At 42.3% G+C, this 25,490-nt stretch carries 23 protein-coding genes and 2 pseudogenes; 20 read left to right on the forward strand and 5 right to left on the reverse strand.

Annotation, left to right across the window (positions count from 1 at the left end; all coding sequences use genetic code 11):
- Positions 1-20 precede the first annotated feature (20 nt).
- The 5 genes from ACTNDS_RS11395 (at position 21) to ACTNDS_RS11415 (ending at position 3,675) form a co-directional block, all read left to right on the forward strand.
- Complete coding sequence (locus tag ACTNDS_RS11395; RefSeq protein WP_441035798.1) at positions 21-830, forward strand: DNA glycosylase; 810 nt, start codon at positions 21-23, stop codon at positions 828-830.
- Between the two features lie 44 nt (positions 831-874).
- The gene (locus ACTNDS_RS11400; RefSeq protein ID WP_441035800.1) at positions 875-1,165 is read left to right on the forward strand and encodes a hypothetical protein; all 291 of its coding nucleotides are present in this window, start codon (positions 875-877) and stop codon (positions 1,163-1,165) included.
- Positions 1,166-1,232: 67 nt separating this feature from the next.
- A complete protein-coding gene (locus tag ACTNDS_RS11405; RefSeq protein WP_441035801.1) occupies positions 1,233-2,276 on the forward strand; it encodes an ABC transporter substrate-binding protein in 1,044 nt (347 codons plus the stop codon).
- Positions 2,254-3,039, forward strand: coding sequence for an ABC transporter permease (locus ACTNDS_RS11410; protein ID WP_441035803.1), 786 nt, complete (start codon positions 2,254-2,256; stop codon positions 3,037-3,039). Before ACTNDS_RS11405 ends, ACTNDS_RS11410 begins: the two co-directional genes overlap by 23 nt.
- A gap of 57 nt (positions 3,040-3,096) precedes the next feature.
- On the forward strand, positions 3,097-3,675 hold the full coding sequence (locus ACTNDS_RS11415; protein WP_303242328.1) for an ATP-binding cassette domain-containing protein: 579 nt from the start codon (positions 3,097-3,099) through the stop codon (positions 3,673-3,675).
- Position 3,676: 1 nt separating this feature from the next.
- Here the strand turns inward: ACTNDS_RS11415 and ACTNDS_RS11420 are convergent, their stop codons facing one another.
- A complete protein-coding gene (locus tag ACTNDS_RS11420) occupies positions 3,677-4,312 on the reverse strand; it encodes an endonuclease III domain-containing protein (protein ID WP_019160460.1) in 636 nt (211 codons plus the stop codon).
- Between the two features lie 187 nt (positions 4,313-4,499).
- Between ACTNDS_RS11420 and ACTNDS_RS11425 the strand changes: the two genes are divergently transcribed.
- A complete protein-coding gene (locus tag ACTNDS_RS11425; protein WP_441035806.1) occupies positions 4,500-5,654 on the forward strand; it encodes an MBL fold metallo-hydrolase in 1,155 nt (384 codons plus the stop codon).
- Between the two features lie 89 nt (positions 5,655-5,743).
- Here the strand turns inward: ACTNDS_RS11425 and ACTNDS_RS11430 are convergent, their stop codons facing one another.
- From ACTNDS_RS11430 to ACTNDS_RS11445, 4 genes are all read right to left on the reverse strand, one after another.
- Positions 5,744-8,011, reverse strand: a complete 2,268-nt coding sequence (locus tag ACTNDS_RS11430) for a glycogen/starch/alpha-glucan phosphorylase (protein ID WP_441035808.1) — start codon at positions 8,009-8,011, stop codon at positions 5,744-5,746.
- A gap of 170 nt (positions 8,012-8,181) precedes the next feature.
- Positions 8,182-9,066, reverse strand: coding sequence for an AraC family transcriptional regulator (locus ACTNDS_RS11435; RefSeq protein ID WP_441035809.1), 885 nt, complete (start codon positions 9,064-9,066; stop codon positions 8,182-8,184).
- Positions 9,067-9,274: 208 nt separating this feature from the next.
- Positions 9,275-9,487, reverse strand: a complete 213-nt coding sequence (locus ACTNDS_RS11440; protein ID WP_119253083.1) for a type II toxin-antitoxin system RelE/ParE family toxin — start codon at positions 9,485-9,487, stop codon at positions 9,275-9,277.
- Positions 9,484-9,870: an AbrB/MazE/SpoVT family DNA-binding domain-containing protein gene (locus ACTNDS_RS11445; protein WP_441035811.1), complete on the reverse strand. Its 387-nt coding sequence runs from the start codon at positions 9,868-9,870 to the stop codon at positions 9,484-9,486. The genes ACTNDS_RS11440 and ACTNDS_RS11445 overlap by 4 nt, the downstream gene beginning before the upstream one ends.
- Before the next feature lie 263 nt (positions 9,871-10,133).
- Between ACTNDS_RS11445 and ACTNDS_RS11450 the strand changes: the two genes are divergently transcribed.
- The 14 genes and pseudogenes from ACTNDS_RS11450 to ACTNDS_RS11515 all read left to right on the forward strand — a co-directional run bounded on the left by ACTNDS_RS11450 (position 10,134) and on the right by ACTNDS_RS11515 (position 25,364).
- Positions 10,134-10,940, forward strand: coding sequence for a transglutaminase domain-containing protein (locus ACTNDS_RS11450; RefSeq protein WP_441035890.1), 807 nt, complete (start codon positions 10,134-10,136; stop codon positions 10,938-10,940).
- A 45-nt stretch (positions 10,941-10,985) separates the two neighbouring features.
- Complete coding sequence (locus tag ACTNDS_RS11455; RefSeq protein ID WP_441035813.1) at positions 10,986-11,957, forward strand: DUF3878 family protein; 972 nt, start codon at positions 10,986-10,988, stop codon at positions 11,955-11,957.
- Positions 11,958-11,996: 39 nt separating this feature from the next.
- A complete protein-coding gene (locus ACTNDS_RS11460; protein WP_441035814.1) occupies positions 11,997-12,800 on the forward strand; it encodes an HD domain-containing protein in 804 nt (267 codons plus the stop codon).
- Entirely contained in the window at positions 12,775-13,362 is a 588-nt protein-coding gene (locus ACTNDS_RS11465) for a M48 family metallopeptidase (protein ID WP_441035815.1), read from the forward strand. The genes ACTNDS_RS11460 and ACTNDS_RS11465 overlap by 26 nt, the downstream gene beginning before the upstream one ends.
- Positions 13,363-13,368: 6 nt before the next feature.
- A pseudogene (locus tag ACTNDS_RS11470) lies at positions 13,369-14,595 on the forward strand (endonuclease Q family protein); the annotation flags it as partial.
- Between the two features lie 69 nt (positions 14,596-14,664).
- Complete coding sequence (locus tag ACTNDS_RS11475; protein WP_441035817.1) at positions 14,665-15,123, forward strand: metallophosphoesterase family protein; 459 nt, start codon at positions 14,665-14,667, stop codon at positions 15,121-15,123.
- 248 nt (positions 15,124-15,371) lie between these two features.
- The gene (locus tag ACTNDS_RS11480; RefSeq protein WP_441035819.1) at positions 15,372-17,564 is read left to right on the forward strand and encodes an alpha-galactosidase; all 2,193 of its coding nucleotides are present in this window, start codon (positions 15,372-15,374) and stop codon (positions 17,562-17,564) included.
- A gap of 27 nt (positions 17,565-17,591) precedes the next feature.
- Positions 17,592-18,605: a LacI family DNA-binding transcriptional regulator gene (locus ACTNDS_RS11485; protein ID WP_441035821.1), complete on the forward strand. Its 1,014-nt coding sequence runs from the start codon at positions 17,592-17,594 to the stop codon at positions 18,603-18,605.
- A 340-nt stretch (positions 18,606-18,945) separates the two neighbouring features.
- Positions 18,946-20,124, forward strand: a complete 1,179-nt coding sequence (locus tag ACTNDS_RS11490; protein ID WP_441035823.1) for an AGE family epimerase/isomerase — start codon at positions 18,946-18,948, stop codon at positions 20,122-20,124.
- Positions 20,114-21,262, forward strand: a pseudogene (locus tag ACTNDS_RS11495) (glycoside hydrolase family 130 protein); the annotation flags it as partial. The gene ACTNDS_RS11490 and the pseudogene ACTNDS_RS11495, both read left to right, overlap by 11 nt.
- Entirely contained in the window at positions 21,254-22,966 is a 1,713-nt protein-coding gene (locus tag ACTNDS_RS11500) for a phospho-sugar mutase (protein ID WP_441035892.1), read from the forward strand. The pseudogene ACTNDS_RS11495 and the gene ACTNDS_RS11500, both read left to right, overlap by 9 nt.
- 119 nt (positions 22,967-23,085) lie before the next feature.
- Entirely contained in the window at positions 23,086-24,027 is a 942-nt protein-coding gene (locus tag ACTNDS_RS11505; RefSeq protein ID WP_441035825.1) for a type I phosphomannose isomerase catalytic subunit, read from the forward strand.
- 279 nt (positions 24,028-24,306) lie between these two features.
- Positions 24,307-24,672, forward strand: coding sequence for a CidA/LrgA family protein (locus ACTNDS_RS11510; protein WP_173742675.1), 366 nt, complete (start codon positions 24,307-24,309; stop codon positions 24,670-24,672).
- Positions 24,672-25,364, forward strand: a complete 693-nt coding sequence (locus tag ACTNDS_RS11515; protein ID WP_173742674.1) for an LrgB family protein — start codon at positions 24,672-24,674, stop codon at positions 25,362-25,364. Before ACTNDS_RS11510 ends, ACTNDS_RS11515 begins: the two co-directional genes overlap by 1 nt.
- The last annotated feature ends 126 nt before the right edge of the window (positions 25,365-25,490 follow it).

The raw sequence follows: 25,490 nt of genomic DNA on the forward strand, positions 1-25,490 counted from the left end.
ATCTGATGGGAGATCAAGCTATGCTGACAATTGAAATGGACAATTTTGACCTGGGACAGATCTGCAGGTCAGGACAGTGCTTCCGGATGGAGCAGATCGGGGAAAACCGATATCGGGTGATCGCCGGAGATATGTATCTGGAGCTGACCCAGGAGAAGGGGATCGTTAATTTTTTCTGTCCGGAACTGGACTTTATAGTATTTTGGATTCGCTATTTTGATCTGGACTGTGATTATGGAAAATACATAAACAGGATCAATCCGCGGGATAAATATCTGAAAGTTGCCGGTGAGATGGGAAGCGGTATCCGGATTTTACAGCAGGATCTTTGGGAAGTGATCATTTCTTTCCTTATTTCCCAGCAGAATAATATTATCAGGATCAAAAAATGTATTGAAAATATCTGCCGGGAATTTGGAGAGAAAAAGATAAGCAGCACAGGTGTGGAGTATTATGCTTTTCCCACAGCACAGGCGCTGGCAAAGGCTACTGAGGAGCAGCTGCAGGAGTGTAACCTGGGATATCGTGCCAAATATGTGCTGGATACTGCCAGAAGGGTGGTATTCGGAGATTTTATTCCGGACAAACTATATGATATGAAATATCAAAGTGCCCGCAAAGAGCTTTTACAGCTATATGGAGTGGGAGAAAAGGTAGCTGACTGTATCTGCCTGTTTGGACTGCATCAGTTGGAGGCTTTTCCTGTAGATACACATATTCGGCAGGTGCTGGATGAACATTACAAAAGAGGATTTCCTAACAGGAGATATAGTGATTGTAAAGGGGTGATGCAGCAGTATATTTTTTATTATGAGTTAACTGTTTCATAAAGGCTACCTGAACAAACTGCAAATCTGACGAGGAGGACAAAATTATGGAAATTGGAGCAATGCTTGATGAATTACGAGAAATGGCATTAACGGATGAGAAAATCCGGCAGGAACTGCTGGATACCAGGAAGGATGCACATCCGCTGGCTGCTTTTTGCAGTAAATGCCGGGAACTGGGATATGAAATTTATGAAATGGATCTGATCACAGCAGGGGAGGAATTTTATGCAACCATGCGCCGAAGTACCAATGGCGGTGGAGAGAATTCGCCTAAGCTGGAGGGAGAAGATGATTTTTATGAATTATTTTTCGCAAGCCTGGAGCAAAAAAGCTGAAAGTATGTTATAATCAGCTTAACGTGATAAAACGGACTACTTATTTGAAAGGAAAGGTGCGGAGAAAATGAAAAAAAAATTAATGGCATGGACAATGTCCCTGTGTGTGTGCGCAGGACTGGCAGGAGGTACAGGAGCTGTAAGCGTATGGGCAGCGGAAGATAATACAAGTGCTGAGGATACACAGAGCGATGCTGTACAGGAAACCGGAGAGGAAAGCGGGGAGGAAACTGCGGATCCGGACGCTGTACGTGTAGGGGCATTAAAGGGACCAACAGCAATGGGAATGGCACAGCTTCTGGATGCGGACGGATATGATTTTACAATTGCCGCATCTCCGGATGAGATCGTACCTATGGTTGTACAGGGCAATCTGGATATTGCTGCAGTTCCGGCAAATCTGGCTGCAACCCTGTATCAGAAAACAGAAAAGGATGTCAGCGTGCTGGCTGTAAATACTTTGGGTGTTCTTTATATTGTGGAGAATGGTGACAGTGTGAAATCCGTGGAGGATCTGAAGGGTAAAACCATTTATGCCAGCGGAAAGGGTGCGACTCCGGAGTATGCTCTGGATTCTGTTCTGGAAGCCAGCGGAATTGATCCGGAAAAAGATGTAACAATAGAATATAAATCAGAGCATGCAGAGGTTGTTTCAGCATTGGCTCAGGACCAGACAGCAGTAGGACTTCTGCCTCAGCCTTTTGTAACGACTGCTTTGATGAAAAATGACAAATTAAAGGTTGCCCTGGATCTGAACGAACTGTGGGAAGCTTCTATGAATGATGACAGTAGGCTGGTAACGGGTGTGGTGATCGCTAAGAATGAATTTATTAAGGATCATGCAGATCGGGTAGATTCTTTTATGGATGCCTATAAGGAATCCGTAGATTTTGTAAACAGTGACACAGAAGCTGCGGCACAGATTATCGGTGACCATGATATTATCCCAAAAGAGGTTGCACAGAAGGCAATTCCGGATTGCAGTATTGTATTCATTGAAGGGGATGATATGAAAACCATGCTTTCAGGATACCTGACAACTTTAAATGATCAGAATCCGCAGATTATTGGAGGACAGTTGCCGGACGATGGGTTCTATTACAAACGATAGAGACAGAACTGAAAACAAAAAATATACAGGGATTCGCATACTGGCAGTGCTTTTCTGGATTGCAGTCTGGCAGATTGCCAGTATGTGGCTTGGACAGGAGATCTTGCTTGCATCTCCTGTTTCTGTTATCCGGAGATTTTTTGAACTGATTTTCACAGGTGATTTCTGGCATTCGGCAGGATTCAGCTTCGGAAGGATCGTGCTGGGATTTTCCATGGCTTTGATACTGGGGATTCTTCTGGCAGTACTGGCATTTTTGTCCCGGACAGTGGAAATCCTGGTGAATCCGGTGCTTACGGCAGTGAAATCTACACCTGTGGCTTCTTTTATTATTCTCTGCCTGATCTGGATCCCTTCCAGGAATCTGTCAGTTTTTATTTCCTTTCTCATGGTGCTTCCTGTGATTTATACCAACATTCTGGAGGGAATCCGCCAGACAGACTGGCAGATCCTGGAGATGGCGAAGGTGTTTCAGGTGAGCATGGGAAGGCAGATCAGATATATTTATGTATCACAGATATTGCCCTATTTTGTTTCTGCCTGCAGGCTTTCCCTGGGTATGTGCTGGAAGGCCGGAGTGGCAGCAGAGGTGATCGGAGTACCCAAGGGTTCTATCGGAGAAAAGCTTTACAATGCCAAGATCTATCTGGAGACTCCGGATCTTTTTGCCTGGACAATAGTGATCATAGTGATCAGCTTTGTATTTGAGAAATGCTTTCTGTGGCTGGTGCGAAAAGGAGTGTATTGTGTGGAGCATAAATAGCTTCGACAGTGAAGAGATGTGCAGTTGTGATAACAGCTTACAGCAGGAGGAAGAGAAATGGATATTAAGATAAAGCATCTTGGCAAGGCCTATGGAGAGCAACAGATCCTTAAGGATTTTTCCTGTCTGTTTCCGGAAGGGAAAACTACCTGCATCAGAGGAAAATCCGGATGTGGAAAGACAACATTGCTTCGTCTGCTCCTGGGACTGGAAAGTCCGGATACCGGTGAGATAGAGGGGATGGAAGGGAAAAAGATTGCAGCGGTATTTCAGGAAGACCGTTTGTGCGAGAATTTAAGTGCAGCCTCCAATATACGAATGGTGTGTCGGGAACCGATTACAGACCAGCAGCTGGAGGAGGCCTATAAAGCCGTGGCACTCACTCATATCTGGCAGAAGCCTGTCCGCGAATTAAGCGGTGGAATGCGCAGGAGAGTCTCTGTCCTCCGGGCGCTGCTGGCAGAATCTGATTGTGTGGTCATGGATGAACCTTTGAAGGGGCTGGATGAAGACACAAAGGAAAGGACCATAAAATATATTCTGGAAAAAACTACTGGAAAAACCTTAATTTTTGTGACACATGAGGAAAAGGAGGAGAGGCTTCTGAAAGCGGATGGGATAATAGAAGTTCTCTGATTTATACCCCGTTCTTTTCGCAGATATCATTGAGACAGCATTTGTCACAGTAGGGAGCTGTACGGGCAGTACATACTTCCCGGCCGTGATTGACCAGCCGGTGGCAGAGATCATTGCCCTCTTCCGGAGGAATGATTTTCCACAACTCCATTTCCACTTTTTTAGGATCCTTCAGATCATGGACCAGCCCGATCCGATTGGACAGACGGATACAGTGAGTGTCGGTCACAATTGCCGGTTTGCCGAATACATCTCCCATGATCAGGTTGGCACTTTTTCTTCCTACCCCCGGAAGCTTCAGCAGGGCATTAAAATCTTCCGGTACTTTGTCATTGTATTGTTCATGGAGAATCTTCATACAGGCATTAATATCCCTGGCCTTGCTTTTTCCCAGACCGCAGGGGCGTACAATTTCTTCAATTTCCTCCGGGGTTGCCTCTGCCAGGGCTGCTACGTCCGGATATCTGGCATACAGATCCTGTACCACTACATTTACCCGGGCATCTGTACACTGTGCAGCCAGCCGTACGCTTACCAGCAGTTTCCATGCATCATCATAATCCAGGGTGCAATCTGCATCCGGATATTCTTTTTTTAATCGTCTGATCACCTCAAGGGCTAAATCCTGCTTTGTCATATGTATGATCGCTCCATTTCTTATTTGTCCCAATGGACAGATTTTTATTTCTTCGGATACAACTTACTGATTGCTATTATAATAGTTAATTTCAGGCCAGACAATAGTTATTTGTGAGGTTGCATTTTCAAATTTCCTATATTACAATTACGATAGAATTAATTCAATACTTACAAAAGGAAAAGCAATGAAAATACGAATGTATAATGTAGGGTTCGGAGACTGTTATTGTCTCCGGGACAGAAAAAAGAGCCTGCTGGTGGATTTCGGAACGAATAACAGTAGGATAGAGGGACGGCCCAGACGTGAGATTTTTGATCTGATCATATCGGATTTATCTACCATAGAATGTAAAAATTTATTGTTGACCCATTTTCATATGGATCACCTGTCAGGGCTTCTCTATATGATGAAAAATAAGGACAGTTCCTTTGATTTTGGGAAAATTTATTTGCCGGATGTTTTTTCTGAGGAAAAAATGAGCAGGACACTGGTGTTGCTTTTGCTGGCAGATATGGTTAAGGATTCCTGTCTTCCAAGCCGGCAGGTCAGCTTATTTGCCTTGATAGATGCTTTGCTTGAGAGACAGACTCAGACTGTGGAGCTTTTGAGCAGGGGAAAAATATTTGAGGAAAAATATCAGGCCTTATGGCCGGATACAGATGTGACACAGAGGGAAACGGATGAAGTTTATAATCTGCTGAGAGAAAAATTTCCGGAGATTATGGACGTATTGTTTGATTTTGCGGAAAAGCTGAGACAGATTATCTGGTCGATGACAGATGAGGGAAAAGTACTTTCAGAGAATAATCAGAAAAATATCAGGGCATATGTGTATGAGCGTGAATTTCGCAGGATCAAAGCTCTTCCTGAATTTAAGGAGCTGCTTACCTGGCTAAACAGGAATCAGGTGAATCTGCGTCAGTTTAAGCATAAGATCAGCATTGTTTTTCAGAATGCAAGGGATGGAGAAGTGAATCTGTTGTTTACCGGCGATGTGCAGCCGGAGCATATGCAGATGATCGCAGATAATTATGACGGGAAGTGGCCGTTATATGAACATTACTGGTGTATTAAGGTCCCTCACCACGGAACCCAGGATCATTATTTTAATTTCTCCGGATATGAGCCTGAAAATATGATGATTTCCAATGGAATCCATTTTGCAAACAGCAAAACCCAGTCCAGGGAACTGAGGACTTCCCCTCTCTATGGTGGCCTTTTCTATATACCGGACACTCATATGTATTGTTCTAACTGTGATTGCTGCGACTGTTATGAAAACGGCTGTTCCTGTAAAGAGGCAGATGTGATCTCGCCATCCTATTATAAAGATATATAAAACAGCAGGCATCTGTATATTCCAGTGAATATACAATGCCTGCTGTTGAATTTTTTATGAATTTTTATACAATCACAAAATATATCGGATTATTTTGCCGGTGTCAGGTGCCAGATATCGTTGTTGTACTGCTCGATAGTTCTGTCAGAGGAGAAGAATCCGGCTTTTGCAATATTAACCAGCATCTTCTTAGCCCATGTTTTTCTGTCTGCGTAATCAGCCAGTGCCTGATCTTTTTTCTCAACATAATCGTTGAAGTCAAGCAGTGTCATAAACCAGTCTTTGCTTACCAGTTCGTGGTGCAGTCTTTCCAGATTTTCTTTGTGGCCAAGTGCCAGCATCTTTTCGCTTACAATGAAGTCAACACATTCTTTGATGCGTCTGTCGTTGTCGTAGATAGCTTTGGAGCAGTAATCAGCCTTCTCATAATGTTCGATAACTTTCTCACTGGATTCACCGAAGATATAGATGTTATCTTCACCAACCAGTTCGCTGATCTCAACGTTAGCGCCATCCATAGTTCCCAGAGTAACGGCACCGTTCAGCATGAACTTCATGTTACCTGTACCACTTGCTTCTTTGGAAGCCAGGGAGATCTGCTCGGAAATATCGCATGCAGGGAATAATTTCTCAGCTGCAGATACATTATAGTTCTTAACCATAACAAGCTTCATGTATGGTGCAACTTCCGGATCATCTTTGATAAGATCCTGAAGTGTGAGCAGAAGATGAATGATATCCTTTGCGATCACATAAGCAGGAGCTGCTTTTGCACCGAAGATAAAGGTAACAGGCTGAGATGGTTTCTTTCCATCCTTGATCTCCAGATATTTGTTGATGATGTACAGAGCATTTAACTGCTGACGTTTGTACTCATGGAGACGTTTGATCTGGATATCATAGATGCTGTTTTCATCAATTTCAACACCTGTATTGGACAGGATAAATTCTTTACAGGTTTTCTTAGCTTCTGTTTTGATCTCAAGGAGCTTATTCAGAACTGCTTCATCATCCTTATATTTCAGGAGATTTTCCAGTGCAGTTGCATTTGTTTTAAACTCATCACCGATCAGGGAGGTAATATAGTCTGTCAGCGGATGATTGCAGTGCATTAACCAGCGGCGGAATGTGATACCGTTAGTCTTGTTATTGAATTTCTCCGGATAAATATCATAGAAAGCTTTCAGCTCGCTTGTTTTCAGGATTTCTGTATGCAGGGCAGCAACACCGTTGATGGAGAATCCATAGTGGATATCCATATGTGCCATGTGAACCAGGTTGTTCTTGTCGATGATGGCTACATTTTCCTGAGGATATTTTGCTTTGATCTTTTCATCCAGCTTTTCGATGATCGGTACAAGGTGAGGAACTACATCAAGAAGGTAGTCCATTGGCCATTTTTCCAGAGCCTCTGCAAGGATAGTATGGTTTGTGTAAGCACATACTTTGGATACAATCTCAGCAGCCTCATCAAAGTCAATTCCACGCTTTGTCAGGAGACGGATCAGTTCAGGAATGACCATACTTGGGTGAGTATCGTTGATCTGGATCACTGCGTAGTCTGCAAGGTCATGCAGGTTGCAGCCTTTCTTTGTTGCTTCGTCAAGGATGAACTGAGCGGCATTGGATACCATGAAATACTGCTGGAAGATACGGAGCTTACGTCCGTCATCATCGCTGTCATCCGGATACAGGAACAGTGTCAGGTTGTGAAGGATGTCTTTTTTGTTAAAGGAAATTCCATCGTGAACCATAGATTCATCTGCCAGATCAATGTCAAATAAGTGCAGATGAATGGATTTGTTATTGTAGCCTGCAACGTCGATATCGTACAGGGAAGATTTCAGTGAAAATCCGCGGAACGGTACAGTATAGGAAACACCTGCAGGTGTGAGCCAGCTGTGTTTTTCAATCCATGGGTTCGGAGTTTCCTTCTGAAGTCTGTTCTCAAAGAGCTGTTTGAAAAGACCCAGATGATAATTCAGACCAATACCTTCGCCCGGAAGACCGAGAGTTGCGATGGAATCCAGGAAGCATGCTGCCAGACGTCCAAGACCACCGTTTCCAAGAGATGGTTCCGGTTCAACTTCTTCGATGTCAGCGATGGCTTTTCCATTCTCTTTTAAGAATGCAGCAACATCATCATAGATTCCCAGATTGATCAGGTTGTTGGATAATAATTTACCGATCAGGAATTCTGCGGAAATGTAATAGATTTTCTTCTTTCCATCCTGATAGCCTTTTTCAAAGAGCTGATTTTTTGTATAGATTAATAATGCGTTGTAAATTTCTTCATTTGTGCACTGGCGTGCATTTTTCTTATACAGGTCATAGATGAGCTTTTCTAAATTTTCCATCGTAATCTCCCTTTCTGAAATAAATATGTGTTTTTTATGAGTTAGATTGCTTATTTTTTTTAGGTTTGAATAGTGTATTGTTTTTGGTTATATCAGTAAGAGAAGTTCTCTTGCTGACATCTATAACTATATCAGCAGTCTATTCAAAAAAATACAACAAAATTGCGATTTTATGACAGGTTTCTGCGAAACTTATGAGGAGACATTCCGGTTGCCTGCTGGAACTTCTTGATGAAATAGCTGGTGTTGTTGAAACCTACTTCCAGTGCGATCTCTGTGACAGAGGAGTAGGAATGCAGAAGCAGAGGCTTGGCTTTCTCGATGCGCAGGTCATTGATGTAGGCAATCAGAGTCTTGCCGGTATATTGCTTAAACAGTTTCATAAAGTAGTATTCGCTGTAATTGGAGAGCGCAGTGAGCTCTGCTGCGGTCAGTGACTGTGAATAATTGAGGTTGATGTAGTCCAGGATCTTTTTAATAGAAGCAAGACTTTTGTTCTCTTCCTTATCTGCGGGAGTGATGTAATTTCCCATGAGCATTTCGTAGAAAAAGCTGAAGAACAGAGCCTTTAATTTTACGAAATAATATGGCTTTTTTTCTTTATGGCAGGAATGGATCCGGTCAAAAAGCAGGCAGATATTCCCATAATTGTCATCAGATCTGGAAATAATATGGGTAAATTCCGCCTGATTATCCATCAACAGGGAAATGACACGTTCCTGACATAAATCTCCCGCCGGGCCTGACAGGAAGTTCAGGTCAAAAACAATACTACGGAAATAAAGGATATTCTTCAGATCTGTTTTTATGCCATGGAGAACTCCACGGTTCACAATGATCAGGTCACCGGCCTTGACGCGGAGGATCTCTTTATTCAGACGGACCAGTCCGCTGCCGGATTCAATATAGATCAGTTCCATCTCGTCATGCCAGTGGTTGTAGAGGGAATGGAAGATTTCGCAGTTGTCTGTATAAGTTTCTATGGGAAGCTCAAAGGAGCCGTGAGAGCTTCGTTCTTTGAGAGTGTCATCTACTTCAATCGGGGGAGTTGGCATGGAAAATCTCCATTTCTTAAATATGATACTAAAAATGTTGCAGAAATATATGTATGGAATAATGCTGTTTATATGATAATTGACCCGGGGGTGTTATTTGTATTATGAAAGCTTGGCTCGGGAATGTCAATCATAAAACAGGAACCTTTTTCAAGCGAAGTCTGATAGGATATACAAAAGATAGAAAATGGACATAGTTACACCTAGATTATTCACGACTGTGCCGTGAATAATCTAGGTTAGTTTTATTATAATAAATGTCATAACCGTACATTCCTGCCAGATCACCTGTCTTTTCTTCGCCGATGGAATAATCTTCACAGATCATTTCAATAGCTTCTTTGTACAGAGATTTCAGCTTTTTATCTTTGAGTTTTTTCAGAAATTTTGCTGCAGGTGGAAGGATCTGTACCTGTGTCATTTTTCATCCTCCGTTCCGAAAACATCCTCTAAGGAATATCCTCCTGATTTAGATTCTGCGATCCGGTCTGCTTCGGCAAGCATTGCTTCAACTGCCGGACGGATTTTTCGCTGTGCCTGTTTGAATTTCTCAAGTAATTCTTCACCGCTATATCCTTGTCTGATCAGATCGGCAAGAATCTGTTCGGCAAATTCACCACTTGTATTTTCTTTAACGGGGCGTAAAATCAGTTCGTTTCCACGCATGATACATTCAGCTTCCGTATTAAAACCCAGAAGCGTAAAAAATTTCTGTGGGATAGTAATCTGGCGTTTAGATGAAATACTGACTTTTTTTGATTCCATGGATGCATTACCTTTCAATGGGATTGTTGCTGCTGGCATTTGTGTATGCCTCCTTCCTATTTTATGTTCATTTATTCTGTAATATACATGTTGCTTGGTTTCTTTGTTCTTTGTTATATTGTAAAATATTATGTTTGGAATGTCAATTCATATGGTAAAGATATCTGATACAGTTTTTTTCATTTTTAGCTTTAATCTTATATACTCAAAAAAATCTATGGGATTGACAGCCATACAATAATCAGCTAAATTTTTGTATAGATATTGTGTTTTTGTGAAAGGCAGGCGAGTTTTTGTTGAAGGTGAAGTGTCTTGCATCTGAAAATAATTTAAAGGCTGGAAATACGAAAGGAAAGAGGTATTTTGGGTTAGCAATAGCGTTTATGGCAGTTTTGCTGTTGAGTATTTCTTATTCTCCGGTATTTGCAGAAGAAACAGATGATACAGGATGGGTTACTGAAAATTCCAATACATATTATACTGTTAATGGCAAACGTGTAAAAGGCTGGAGAAAGATTGATAAAAAATACTACTATTTTGATGCCAATTATATTTTGCAGAAAAACAAAATTGTGGGTTCAAAGCAAAAGGGATATTACTATGTGGATCGAAGTGGCGTCCGCGTTACAGCACCGGAGATTAAGTATGCGGTTTCATTTGTGATGAAAAACTCATCTCCAAAAGATTCAAGGAGTAAACGATTACGGGATTGCTTTGAGGCATTGTGCAAGTATCAGTATTACAGAGGCTGGCTGGATAACGATATTTCTGCTGCTACCATTTCATCCTATGCCAAATATATGTTTCAAAATCATCGAGGGAATTGTTACAGATATGCTTCTTCGCTGGCATATATTGCAAGAGTTCTGGGATACGACAGTCGGGTGGCTGCCGGAGGAGTAACTGCTTATGCACATAATAATTTATCTCCTCATGGATGGTGCGAAGTAAAAACCGGAAATACATGGAAAATGTGCGACTGCAGCATGCAGAATGCGCATAGAGACAGGAATCTGTTTCTGGTAACCCGCAAGGCATATCCTTTCAGACTTCGTTGTGATAAAGTGTTTACTATGAACATAAAAGGCGGAAAAGTTACCTGGAAATAAAGCAGGAGCTTCCGAAGAACAAAATGATCCTACAGGGGAGTAATAATGGAAGACAATTTTGAAAAATTAAATCTGCTTCTGGAGCAGGAACTGTGTGAGTTTGTGGATATTCCAGACGGTTTTACCGGACAGACGGAGAATGGAGAGTTACGTCTGATCTATCTGATGAATGATGCGGTGGAGAACTTTCTGGTTCTGAAAAATGCCAGAATGACAGGAAATTATGTCAGGGATTATGAAGGGGAATTTGAGGGTTCTTTAGAAAGAACAGACAGAGATTTATGTGAGGCAGAGTATATTCTGGTGGTTCATCAGGGGCAGAATGTGTTTACTGTATTTTTTGAAGACATTTTGTTGGAAACACATTTGTACAACTATGGAGAGTTGGGACATTTCTGGGTGAAGGGCTATGAAAATCTCAGGGTAATGGAGTACCAGATTGCTATATTGCGGGATAAATATGAGTATCTGGGAGAAGAATATTGCACTGAGAAGGAACAAAAGCTGGCAATGCTGCGTGATTTCCCACCGTTAAATTATCTTTTTTATCCGGCAGTACCGGAGAAGTATATTGTTCCGGTGGATAACCCATGGGAGGTAACGGTGGAAGCTCTGGCAGTTATGCAGGAACTGGCAACGGAAGCGGGAGATGAAAAACTGGGAAAAATGCTCAGGCGTTATGAAAAAAATCCGGACATGTCAAATGCCAAAAAGATAGCCGGAATGCTTTGCAGGAGCAGTCATTTACCGGTGGTTACTCTGCTGGGAGAAAAAATCAGGGAAGCAGCTTCGGTCTACCCGGACAGAGATTTTGGAAGGAAACAGAATGAATATCTGCAAGAACTGATGGAAAAAGCGGAACGAAGAAAAGAAGAATTGGAAGCAGAGAATGTTCAGACTCTGATCTACAGAGAAGAACCTTTCATTTATGACTGTGATTCCATATCGTTTCAGGTATATCTTATGATTGTGAGAAAAGGTGTATGGAAGCAGAAAATAATAGTCGAGAAAATGTAAAGTAGTCTGAACAGAAATAAAGAAGGGATTATAATATCAATGGATAAATTATTAGACTTAACAAGAGACTTTGATGCAGCGAAAGCTGCTTTTGAAGCATATCTGGATGAATATGACAGAGCGGATGATAAGATTCATCTGAAAATCGTACATACTTATGGAGTGGTTGATGCTGCAGAGTACATTGCCCGACGTATGGGACTGGATGAGGAAGATGTACAGCTGGCGAAGGTGATCGGATTGCTTCATGATATTGGCAGATTTGAACAGATTAAACGATTTGACAGCTTTGAACCGGGAACCATGGAGCATGCAGCATATGGTGCACAGCTTCTGTTCGGACCGGAGAAAATGATCCGCAGATTTGTGAAGGATGACAGGTTTGACAGTCTGATCTGCACTGCGATTGAGAAGCACAGTGATTTCAAACTTGAAGGAATTACGGACGAGAGAACCCTGCTTCATGCAAAGTTAATCCGAGATGCAGACAAGCTGGATAATTGCAGGGTAAAGCTGGAAGAGTCAATGGAAACACTTCTGGGAGTGGATGAGAAGGGTGTTGGTGAAGGAGTAATCGCGCCAAAGGTATGGGAGTCCTGTATGGCAAAGGAATCTGTATTATCTTCAGACCGGGTTTCAAAAGTGGACTACTGGATTTCCTATATTGCCCAGTATTATGACATCAATTTCCCGGAAACCTATGAGATCATGGGTGAGCATGATTATGTGAAACGGATTATGGACAGGGTTCCCTATGCATTACCGGAAACACAGGAAAAGATGGATATTCTGGCAGCAGAGATGGAGAAATATATGGATGAGAGAATTCGAAACAAAAAATAATCAGGAGAAATTCACCTGCGGAGAATTCGAATATCAGGTCATAAGAAGTGCCAGAAAAACCATGACTCTGGAGGTTCGCAGGGATGGAAACGTAATCGTTCGCGCACCTCTCCGTACAGGTCTGCCGAGGATCAAAAGATTTGTAAACCAGAAGCAGGAGTGGGTTCTGGGATGTCTGGAACGGACAAAAGAATACCGGGAACAGAAGCCGCTGAGCGCAGATCTGAGCGAATCGAAACGAAATGTCTATATACGAAAAGCAAAAGAAACGATTACCAAAAGAGTTTCTTATTTTGCCAGACTCATGGGCGTTTCTTACTGCAATATCACCATCAGAGAACAGAAAACAAGATGGGGAAGCTGCAGCAGCGAGAAGAATCTGAACTTTAACTGGAAACTGATACTTGCACCGCCGGAAGTGCTGGATTATGTAGTGGTACATGAACTTTGCCATCTGAAAGAGATGAATCATTCGAAGGCATTCTGGGACGAAGTCGGAAAAGTAATGCCGGAGTATGAAATGCACAAATTGTGGCTGAAAGAGAATGGATGGAGGTTGTAATGAATAATGAAAACAATAGCTGATCTGCACATTCATTCCAGATTTTCCATGGCGACAAGCAGAGAGGGTACGCCTGAGAATCTGGATTTCTGGGCGAGAAAGAAAGGGATTTCTCTGATCGGAACAGGGGATTTCACGCATCCGGTATGGAGAGAAGAACTGAAGGAGAGACTTGTTACAGAGGGAAACGGTCTGTATCGTCTCAGAGATGAATATGTAAAAGAAGAAAGCCGGAAGTTTCCGGGAAAAGGAACACGTTTTGTTGTATCCGGGGAAATCAGTTCTATTTATAAGAAAAATGGAAAGACCAGAAAAGTACACAATGTAATCCTGCTTCCCAGTCTGGAGGCAGCAGATGCCATGGCACAGCGTCTGGAAAAAATCGGAAATATTCACTCAGATGGTCGTCCGATTCTTGGTCTGGATAGTCATGATCTTCTGGAAATGATGCTGGATGTATGCCCGGAAGGAATTCTGATTCCGGCTCATATCTGGACACCTCATTTCTCTGTATTAGGTGCGAAATCAGGATTTGATTCTGTAGAGGAATGTTTCGAGGAACTGGCACCGTATATACATGCACTGGAAACAGGGCTTTCCTCTGACCCGGCTATGAACTGGAGAATTTCCAAACTGGACCGCTATCAGCTTGTATCCAATTCAGATGCACATTCCCCGTCTAAGCTGGGGCGAGAGGCGAATCTGTTGGATATTGACTGTTCCTATGAAGGACTTTATCAGGCAATCCAGACTGGCGAAGGGCTGGAAGGAACAGTAGAATTTTTTCCTGAAGAGGGGAAATATCATTTCGATGGTCACAGAAAATGCGGTGTATCATTAAGCCCGGTGGAAGCAGAACGGCTTGGAGGAATCTGCCCTGTTTGCGGAAAGAAGCTGACCATGGGTGTAGATCACAGAGTAGAACAGCTTGCAGACAGAGCGGAAGGTTTTGTGAAAAAAGATGGTAAGAAATATGAAAGCCTTGTACCTCTGCCGGAAGTAATCTCTGCATGTATGGGCTATTCCACTGCAAGTAAGAAAGTGCAGGGATGTTTTGAACAGATGATTCAGACACTGGGGACAGAATTCGACATTCTGCGAAATGTACCGTCAGAAGATATTAAATCCTGTGCAGGAGAACGGATTGCGGAAGGAATTGAAAATGTAAGAACCGGAAATGTGAAGAGAATTCCGGGGTATGATGGGGAATATGGAAAGATTGAATTGTTTGAGGAAAATTAAACATAGAATGATGAAATTATAAAACGGCCTATAAGAGAATGATTAGCGAGGAAATAGTGTATGAAGAAAATAGGGATTATTTCAGATACCCATGGCCTGCTCAGGCCGGAAATACTGGAAATTTTAAAGGGTTGCGACTGTATTATCCACGCAGGTGACGTAAACAAACCGGAAATTCTGGATACACTGCGTATGATGGGTTCTATTTATGTAGTCCGAGGAAATAACGATAAGGACTGGGCAGAAGGAATGGCGAAAACCTTGCACTTTACCATAGAAGGGGTAAAATTTTTCATGACTCACAATAAAAAAGATGTGGACTGGGACTTAAAAGATACACAGATAGTCATCTTCGGACACACCCATAAATATTTCGAAAAAATAATAGACAGCCGCCTATGGCTAAACCCGGGAAGCTGCGGCCCCAGACGCTTCGACCAGGAGATTACCATGGCAGTAATGACAGTCGATAATGGAACCTATCAGTGGGAAAAGGTTACCATGATTCCGAAAAAGTAGTATAAATATCAGAGCAAAACTTCTTTTTGAAAATCAATCATGAGTTTTCGAAAAGAAGTTTTTTATTTCGTTCTATTTGTCAGTTTTTTCACTCCTTTTTTGTTGGGTTTGTAGAACTTAAAAAATTAAGTTGACTGTAAATTAATAATTAAGTATACTGAAACCGAAGACAACGACAGAAACCACAGACAGAACCTTTGCGGAATTGCTGTTACCAGCAGCCGCACAACAGAAAGAAAGGAGCAGAAATGGCTGTTCAGTTTAATGAAGACAAGAAAATCTTCCGTCTGGATACGGAAACAAGTACTTACTTAATGGGATTAACTCCGGAAGGATATCTGGGACATATTTATTACGGAGATCGCTTATACAAAGCAGCAGAGAATTACATGTTGCGTATGGAGGAGCCGCCGTACACACCATCTGTAAACAAAAGAGAGAAATCTTCTTTTCTGGACAGTTTCCCGATGGAATATCCGACCGGCGGCATCGGAGATTATCGTGAAAGCTGTTTAAATGTGCGCAATGAAGCAGGACAGATGGGATGCGAGATCCACTATGTTTCACACGAGATCTACAATGGTAAGAAAACACTCAAGGGACTTCCGGCATCCTTCGGTACAGAGGAAGAAGTACAGACTCTGGATATCCTCTGCGAAGACGAGATCCTGGGATTGCAGGTAGTGTTAAGCTATTCTGTATTTGAAAAAGAGAACGTGATCACCAGAAGTGTGAAATTAATTAATAAGGGTGATCAGAAGCTTAAAATTGAGAAAATCTACAGTGCATGTCTGGATATGGACAACGAGAACTTTGAGATGTTGACACTTCAGGGTTCCTGGGCAAGAGAACGTCACATTCAGCAGGGACCGCTCCGCTACGGAAAACAGATGGTATCTTCTGCAAAGGGAGAATCCAGTCATCAGGAGCATCCGTTCCTGGCTCTGGTAACACCGGGAACCACTCAGCAGCAGGGTAAAGTTTACGGAATGCATTTCGTATATTCCGGAAACTTTATGGGACAGGCAGAGTTAAACCAGTTTGATTCTGTTCGTACAGTTATGGGTATCAACAAAGAAGAATTCAGCTGGATCCTGAAAGCAGGAGAAGAGTTCCAGGCACCGGAAGTTGTTATGACTTATTCTCATGAAGGCCTGGGAGAAATGACCAGAAGCTATCATGATTTCTACAGAAATCATATGATCAGAAGCAAATATCTTCATAAGAAGAGACCAATCCTGATCAACAACTGGGAAGCCACTTACTTTGATTTTAACACTGATAAACTGTTAGATATCGCAAGAGAAGCGAAGTCCTGCGGTATTGAGATGCTGGTTATGGATGACGGCTGGTTTGGCGTGAGAAACAGCGATAACTGTTCTCTTGGTGACTGGAAAGTTAACACAGACAAGATCACAGGCGGACTGAAATATCTGGTAGATAAAGTAAACAAGATAGGCCTTGAGTTTGGTATCTGGTTTGAGCCGGAGATGATATCTCCCAACTCTGATCTTTACAGAGCGCATCCAGAATGGGCAATCCAGATTGCTGGAAGAGAAGCAACACAGAGCAGACAGCAGTACGTGCTTGATCTTTCCAGGCCGGAAGTGCTGGATTATGTATATGAAAGCGTGGCTTCTATCTTAAGAAGTGCCAATATTGTTTATGTGAAATGGGATATGAACCGTCAGTTAAGTGATCTGGGAAGCACTTATCTGGGAGCGGAAGAGCAGCAGGAACTTTTCCATCGTTATGTTCTGGGGGTTTATGCACTGCAGGAGAGGCTGGTTACAGAATTTCCTGATCTCCTTCTGGAAAACTGCTCCGGAGGTGGTGCACGTTTCGACCCGGGTATGTTATACTATAGTCCACAGATTTGGTGTTCTGATGACACAGATGCCATCGAGCGTCTGATGATTCAGGAAGGAACTTCCCTGATTTATCCGCTGTCTACCATGGGGGCTCACGTCAGTGACTGCCCGAACCATACAGTTGGCAGGGTGACGCCCTTCGAGACAAGAGGACATGTGGCGCTGGCAGGTACCTTTGGATACGAACTGGATGTGACAAAGATTCCGGAAGAAGACAGAAAGATGATTCCGGAGCAGACAAAGATGTACCACAAATATCATGAACTGGTACGTGAGGGTGACTACTACAGAATTGCTTCCTACAGAGAGAATCATCTGTATGACTGCTGGGCAGTAGCTGCAAAAGATAAGAGAGAAGTTCTGGTAACTTATGTGCATGTACTCAGCACACCCAATGCCCACAGCAGAAGAATCTTCCTGCAGGGATTTGATACGGAAGCTGTCTATGCACTTGAGGGAACCGAAGAGAAATATACAGGTGAGATGTTGATGAAGTGTGGTTTCCTTGTAAAAGGATTCTGGGGAGACTTTAAGAGTAAATTGTATCATTTTGTGAAAGTGACTGAGTAAAGGGGATAAGAAAGGACATATAATGTAATGGGAAAAATAAGAATGGCTGATATTGCCGCAAAGGTAGGAGTCAGCACTGTAACTGTTCACAATGCTCTGTCCGGCAATAAGGGCGTTAGTGATGAGATGCGGGAGAAAATCCAAAAGGTGGCAGATGAGCTGGGGTATTATCAGATGACGGCAGCAGCCAAGCGTGAAAGAAATAAAGGTGGCCTGCGCAATATCGGTGTCATTATTTCAGAGAAATATTTGGCGGCATATACTACTTTTTACTGGAAAATGTATCAGGAGCTTGCTTTGGTTGCTACTGATAAGAATTGCATGGCTGCAGTGGAAATACTGAAGCAGGATATGGAGGAGAATTTTATCCTTCCGAGAATTCAGGAAGAACATACCGTGGATGCTCTGATCGTAATGGGGGAAATCAGCAGGGAATATATTCATTTTATGAAGAAACATACTGATGTGCCGGTAATATTTCTGGATTTCTATGACAAAGAGCTGGCTAAAGATGCAGTTATTGCAGATAATTTCTATGGAATGTACCTGATGACAGGATATCTGTTTGAACAGGGATTTACAAAGATGGCGTATGTTGGTTCTATTCATGTGACTAGCAGTATCATGGACCGCTACTGTGGTTTTTATAAAGCACAGTTAGAACATGGACAGGTTCTGCCGGAAGAATGGCTGATCGAAGATCGTGATGAGAAAGGTGTTTCTATAAATATTAAGCTGCCGGAACATATGCCGGAAGCCTTTGTATGCAACTGTGATCTTACAGCCGGAAATTTGATCGTGGAACTGGAAAAACAGGGATATCGTGTACCGGAAGATATTTCAGTAGTTGGATTTGACAATTATCTGTATCCGGGATTTCCTGATAAAAAAATTACCAGTTATGAGGTAAATACCCAGGTAATGGTGAAGGTTGCACTGGAAAAGGCATTGAAACAGATTAAGAACCCTGCTTCGGGACGAGGCCTGAGCGTTGTTTCCGGAAAGATCGTAGAGAAGGAAAGTGTACGGAAAAAGATTTAGCGGAAATTTGAAAACTAAATATAAAATTAAATATAAATTAAATATAGTACATGAAAACAAGTTGTTAAAAATTAAATATTAATAATTGAAGCTTGCAGGAAAATCAAGAAAAGTGGTTTGCCCGTGAGCTTTTTTATTGTGATAAATATACAAAAATAGAACTTAAATATTTGTACTTTTTACAAACCTTTGTTTTTAAGCAATTAAAGATTGATAATTAAGTTAATGATGGTAAAATCAAATTAGTAAAACAGAAACAAAGATGTCTATGAGCTAGTAAAATGAAGGCAGAAATAAATGTAAGGACTGTATCACGGAACAGAATGACAGGAGGAGAAAAATGGGTATATTTGTGAAGGAAATCGAAGAGGAATTAATACAGAAGCTGATCCCTTTCTGGGAAAAGCTGAGGGATGAAGAATACGGCGGTTTTTATGGCTACATGGGTTATAACCTTAAGGTGCAAAAGGATTATGAAAAGGGATGTATCTTAAACAGCAGAATCCTGTGGTTTTTTGCCAATGCCTATATGACACTTGGAGAAGAAAAACTGAAAGAGGATGCAGATCATGCATATGCATTTCTGAAGGAGAAATGTCTGGACAAAGAATATGGCGGCATGTTCTGGTCAGTCACTTATGACGGGAAACCGTCAGATACAACGAAGCATACCTATAATCAGGCATTCGCAATTTATGCTCTCTCTTCCTATTATGATGCAACAGGAAACAAGGAAGCACTGGAGATTGCCAGAGGTCTTCAGAAGGTGATCGAGGACAGATGTACGGATGAGTATGGATATCTGGAAGCTTTTAACCGCAAATTTGAGCCGGAAGAGAATGACAAGCTTTCTGAGAATGGTATTATTGCAGAGAAAACCATGAATACCCTGCTTCATGTTTTTGAGGCTTATACAGAATTGTACCGTGTGACAAAGGATCCGTTTACAGGAGACAGGCTTCGTTTTATGATGGATCTTTTTGCAGATAAGATCTATAACAAAGAACTTGGCAGACAGGAAGTATTTTTTGACAGAACCTGGAACAGTCTGATTGATCTGTATTCCTATGGACATGACATAGAGACTTCCTGGCTGATGGACAGAGGTCTGGAAGTACTGGATGATGAAAAATATACTGGGAAGATCACACCGATCACAACAGAAATTGCAGAAAATATTTATCACAGAGCTTTTGTGGATCATTCTCTGATGAATGAATGCGAAAATGGGGTCAATGATACGAGGAGAATCTGGTGGGTTCAGGCAGAAACAGTGATCGGCTTCCTGAACAGATATCAGAAGGACCCGGAGAAAAAGGAATATTTACAGGCAGCAGAGGATGAATGGAATTATATTAAAACTTATATGTTGGATCCAAGAGATGGTTCTGAGTGGTTCTGGTATGTAAAGGAAGACCATACACCTGGAGACGGACCTATTGTAGAACCATGGAAATGCCCGTATCACAACGGACGTATGTGTATGGAAGTGATAAGGAGGATGAAAAATGCTGAATAAACAGTATTACGTTGAAAAAGCGAAAGTAGAAAAACTGATCGCAAGAAAAAATCAGAAAACAGACTTTTACAATGGAATTTATGACCGTTATGAGTATCCGGTACTGACAAGAGAATTTGCGCCGGTTGAATGGAGATATGACCTGAATCCGAAGACAAACCCCAATTTCCAGGAACGTCTCGGAATCAATGCAGTGATGAACTCCGGTGCTATTGAACTGAATGGAAAATATTATCTGGTTGTCCGCGTAGAGGGAAATGACCGTAAATCTTTCTTTGCAGTAGCAGAGAGCGATACAGGAATCGATGGATTCCATTTCTGGGATTATCCGGTACAGCTTCCGGATACCTGCCCGGAGGAAACAAATGTATATGACATGCGTCTGACCAAACATGAAGATGGATGGATCTATGGTGTATTCTGCTCCGAGAGCAAGGATAAAACAAATCCTGATCTTTCCGCAGCAGTTGCTGAAGCAGGTATTGTAAGAACAAAAGACCTTAAGACATGGGAGCGTCTGGACAACCTTAAAACTCTTCATTCTCCTCAGCAGAGAAACGTAGTGCTTCATCCGGAATTTGTAGACGGCAAATATGCATTCTACACACGCCCGATGGATGGTTTCATTGAAACAGGAAGCGGCGGCGGAATCGGATTTGGTCTCTGCGACGATATCGAACATGCAGTAATTGATGAGGAAAAAATCATCAGCAGAAGAATTTACCATACATTGACAGAGTCAAAGAACGGTGCAGGTGCAGTGCCGATCAGAGGTAAGAAATGCTGGATCAATATTGCTCACGGAGTAAGAAATACAGCAGCAGGACTTCGTTACGTTCTCTATGTATTCGGAACTGATTTAAACGATCCTTCCAAAGTGATCGCTGAGCCATCCGGTGTATTCCTTGTTCCGCTTGGAAAAGAAAGAGTCGGAGATGTTTCCAACGTAGTATTCACAAACGGTGCCATCGCAAAAGATAACGGAGATGTTTACATCTATTACGCATCCTGCGATACAAGAATGCATGTGGCAACTACAACTATTGATAAACTGGAAGACTATCTGTTCCACACACCAAGAGATCCACATCGTTCTCCTGACTGTGTAAAACAGCGCTGTGAACTGATTATGAACAATACTTATCAGCGCTGGTGTGAGGATGAGTATTTTGACGCTGATACAAGAGCTGAGTTAAAAGCCATCGCAGATGATCCTCAGGAGATCAAAGAGAGATTTTACAAAGATCTGGAATTCGGTACAGGCGGACTGAGAGGAATCCTCGGTGCCGGTACCAACCGTATGAACATTTATACAGTAAGAAAAGCAACTCAGGGACTTGCAAACTTTATCATTAAAGAGAACGCACAGGCAAAGGGTGTTGCCATTGCATTTGACTCCAGACATATGTCACCGGAATTTGCAAAAGAGACAGCTCTCTGCATGGCAGCAAACGGAATCAAGGCTTACATTTTCCCATCCCTGCGTCCCACACCAATGCTTTCTTTCGCACTTCGTGAGTTAGGCTGCACAGCTGGTGTGGTAGTAACTGCAAGCCACAATCCGCCGCAGTACAATGGATACAAAGTTTACTGGGAGGACGGCGCACAGATTACAGCTCCTAAGGATAAACAGATTATTACAGAAGTTCAGGCGATCACAGACTTTGCTCAGGTGAAGACTATGTCTGAAGAAGATGCAAAGGCAGCCGGCCTTTATGAAGTAATCGGTGAAGAAATTGATGACAAATACATGGAAGCTCTTAAGAAACTGGTTCTCCGTCCGGAAGCCATCAAAGAGCAGGCAGACAAGCTGAAGATCGTTTATACACCTCTTCACGGAACAGGAAACATTCCGGTAAGACGTGTACTGAAAGAACTTGGATTTAACAATGTTTATGTAGTAAAAGAGCAGGAACTTCCTGACGGAGATTTCCCCACAGTAAGCTATCCGAACCCGGAAGATAAGAACGCATTTACACTGGCCCTGAAACTTGCAGCAGAAGTGGACGCAGATATCGTTCTGGCTACTGACCCGGATGCAGACAGACTTGGAATCTATGCAAAGAATGAGAAGACCGGTGAGTACGAAAGCTTCACAGGAAATATGTCCGGAATGCTGATCCTGGAATACCTTCTTTCCCAGAGAAAAGAACTTGGCATGCTTCCGGAAAACGGTGCAGTTGTAACAACTATCGTTTCCGGAAAAATGGCAAGAGCCATTGCAAAAGAATATAATGTAGAGCTGATCGAAACTCTGACAGGATTCAAATATATCGGAGAGCAGATCAAATTCTTTGAGCAGAATCATGACCATGAATTCCTCTTCGGATATGAAGAAAGCTACGGCTGTCTGAAAGGTACCCATGCAAGAGACAAAGATGCAGTTGTAGCTGTTATGGCTCTCTGTGAGGCAGCAGCTTACTATAAATCAAAAGGAATCACTCTCTGCGAGCAGATGGAGAAGCTGTATCAGAAATACGGATTCTATAAAGAAAGCCTTTTCTTCCAGACCTTCCCTGGAGCAGAAGGAAAAGCAAAAATTGATGGTCTGATGGATGCGCTGAGAAATCAGCCTCCGAAACAGGTTGGTCCGTTCAAGGTAACTGCGCTTGAGGATTATAAGAAGAGCGTACGCACAGATATCGCAACAGGTGAAACCTCTGCACTGACACTTCCGGAATCCAATGTACTGTACTTTGAACTGGAGGATGGTGCATGGTTCTGTGTAAGACCATCCGGAACAGAGCCGAAGATTAAATACTATGCAGGCGTGAAAGGCGCAGACGCACAGGATGCTGAAGAAAAACTGGAAGCATTATCCAAGGCTGTTGTGGAACTTTAATTACATAAAAAACTTGAAATATCGGTCTGGCTAAGTAAAATAGTAGACAGATAGCAAAGAAAAAGGGCACGCAGGAGAATCTCTCAGGCGTGCCTGAAGTAAATGGAGGAAATTTACAAATGGCACTTTTAAAATTAAAACCAAGCTGTAAAGATTATCTCTGGGGCGGCACAAGATTAAGAACAGAGTTTGGGATTGAATATGACAGGGATCCTCTGGCAGAGTCCTGGGAGCTTTCCTGTCATCCGGACGGACCAAGTTATATCGTAAACGGAGAATATGCAGGGAAAACTCTGCAGCAGTATATTGATGAAAACGGTAAAGAGATTCTGGGAACTGACTGCCAGTCCTTCGAGCAGTTCCCGGTTCTGATCAAATTTATTGATGCGAAAAAAGATCTTTCCATTCAGGTACATCCGGACAATACTTACGCATTGAAAAATGAAGGACAGTACGGAAAGACCGAGATGTGGTATGTGATGGATGCGGCAGAAGGAGCAAGCCTTTTCTACGGATTTGCAAAAGAAGTTTCTGAAGAAGAATTTGAGGAACGTATCCGCAATCATACTCTTACAGATGTTCTGAATAAAGTAATGATCCATAAAGGTGACGTACTTTTTATTGATCCGGGCACCATTCATGCCATCGGAGCAGGAAGCCTGATCGCTGAAATCCAGCAAAATTCCAATGTTACATACCGTGTTTATGACTATGGGCGTAAAGGACCGGACGGAAAGGAGAGAGAACTTCATGTAGATAAGGCTCTCCAGGTAACCAAACGTGAGCCTGCAGCTACTGACAGGGATTTCGGACCACACGTTGCATCCTGCGAATATTTCACAGTGGACAAAGTGATCCTGGATGGACTGAGAAGAAAGAAACTGACAGGAGAAGCTGATGGCACTTCTTTCGTAAGTGTACTGGTTATGAGTGGTGCAGGTAAGATCACTGCAAGCGGCCAGACTATGGAAGTGAAGAAGGGTGACAGTATCTTTATCACAGCCGGTTCCGGCGAGTATGAGCTGGAAGGTGATATGGAGGTACTGCTTACCACTGTATGATCAGGTGATAAAGATGTATTTTCTATATTATTTTTCTAAAATGTCATAAGATGATGAAAAAAGCTTTTGCAAAACAATAGGATTTGCAGAAGCTTTTTTGTATTTTTTGGAAAACATACTACTTAGAGAATGTGAAATTCGGGGATTTCAGCAGAAACAGCCTTGCAATTTATTTTGAATACGTTATAATAAAAAAACGTAACGAACTAAGATTGGTTAGACCAATAACGGATAAATGTTTCCGAATCCTGAGGAAACGACAATAAGAGGAGACTGGAAATGAAATACGTAAGACAATTCTGGGTTATTTTACTGCTATCTGCAATGGGAGAGGCATTACATGTTCTGATCCCGCTTCCTGTACCTGCAAGTGTGTACGGACTGGTGATCATGCTGATCGCACTGGGAACACACATTATCAAACTGGATCAGGTCAAAGAAGCGGCTGAATTTCTCATAGAGATTATGCCGGTTATGTTTATCCCGGCAGGTGTCGGATTACTGACAGCCTGGGGCATACTGAAACCGGTATGTGTGCCGATCATTCTGATCACAGTGATCACCACAGTTGTGGTAATGATTGTGACGGGTCGTGTCACACAGGCAGTTATTCGTATGGACAGAAAGAAAGGACAGAAAAGATAATGACACAATTTATGAGTAATTCCCTGTTTTTTGGCGCAGCGATCAGCCTGATCGCATATGAGGCAGGACTTCTTTTGAAAAGAAAATTTAAGATGGCAATTTTTAATCCGCTTCTGATTGCGATCATTGCGGTAATAGCGGTACTTTGTTTACTGCATATTGATTATGACACCTATAATCAGAGTGGTCAGTATATCAGCTACCTGCTCACACCTGCAACTGTCTGTCTGGCAGTTCCGCTGTATCAGCAGATGGAACTTTTGAAAAAGAATCTGAAAGCCGTAATCATAGGAATTGTTTCCGGTGTACTTGCCAGTCTGGTCAGTGTGCTGATTCTTGCAAAGCTGTTCAGCCTGAGTCATGAGCAGTATGTAACACTTCTTCCGAAGTCTATTACCACAGCAATCGGAATGGGGGTTTCCGAAGAACTGGGTGGTATAGTAACGATTACAGTTGCAGTTATTATCATTACCGGTGTTCTTGGAAATATGATCGCAGAGACTGTGATCAAACTGGCACATATCGAAGAACCCATCGCAAAAGGTCTGGCACTTGGAACTTCTGCCCATGCCATCGGTACTGCCAAGGCAATGGAGCTTGGTGAAATAGAAGGTGCAATGAGCAGTCTTGCAATTGCAGTGGCCGGTCTGCTGACCGTTGTAGGAGCATCTGTGTTTGCCCAGTTTATGTAAGTAATATAGGGGACTGTCATGTTAAGGAACTTAAGCAGGACTTAAGGAATTAACATGGCAGTTATTTTTTACAAACAAATGTTCGAAAAGTACTTTCATTTTAGGATAAGGTGTGGTATTATACTT

The organism is Blautia sp. HCP3S3_C12, assembly GCF_052064155.1.
Taxonomy (GTDB): domain Bacteria; phylum Bacillota; class Clostridia; order Lachnospirales; family Lachnospiraceae; genus Blautia_A.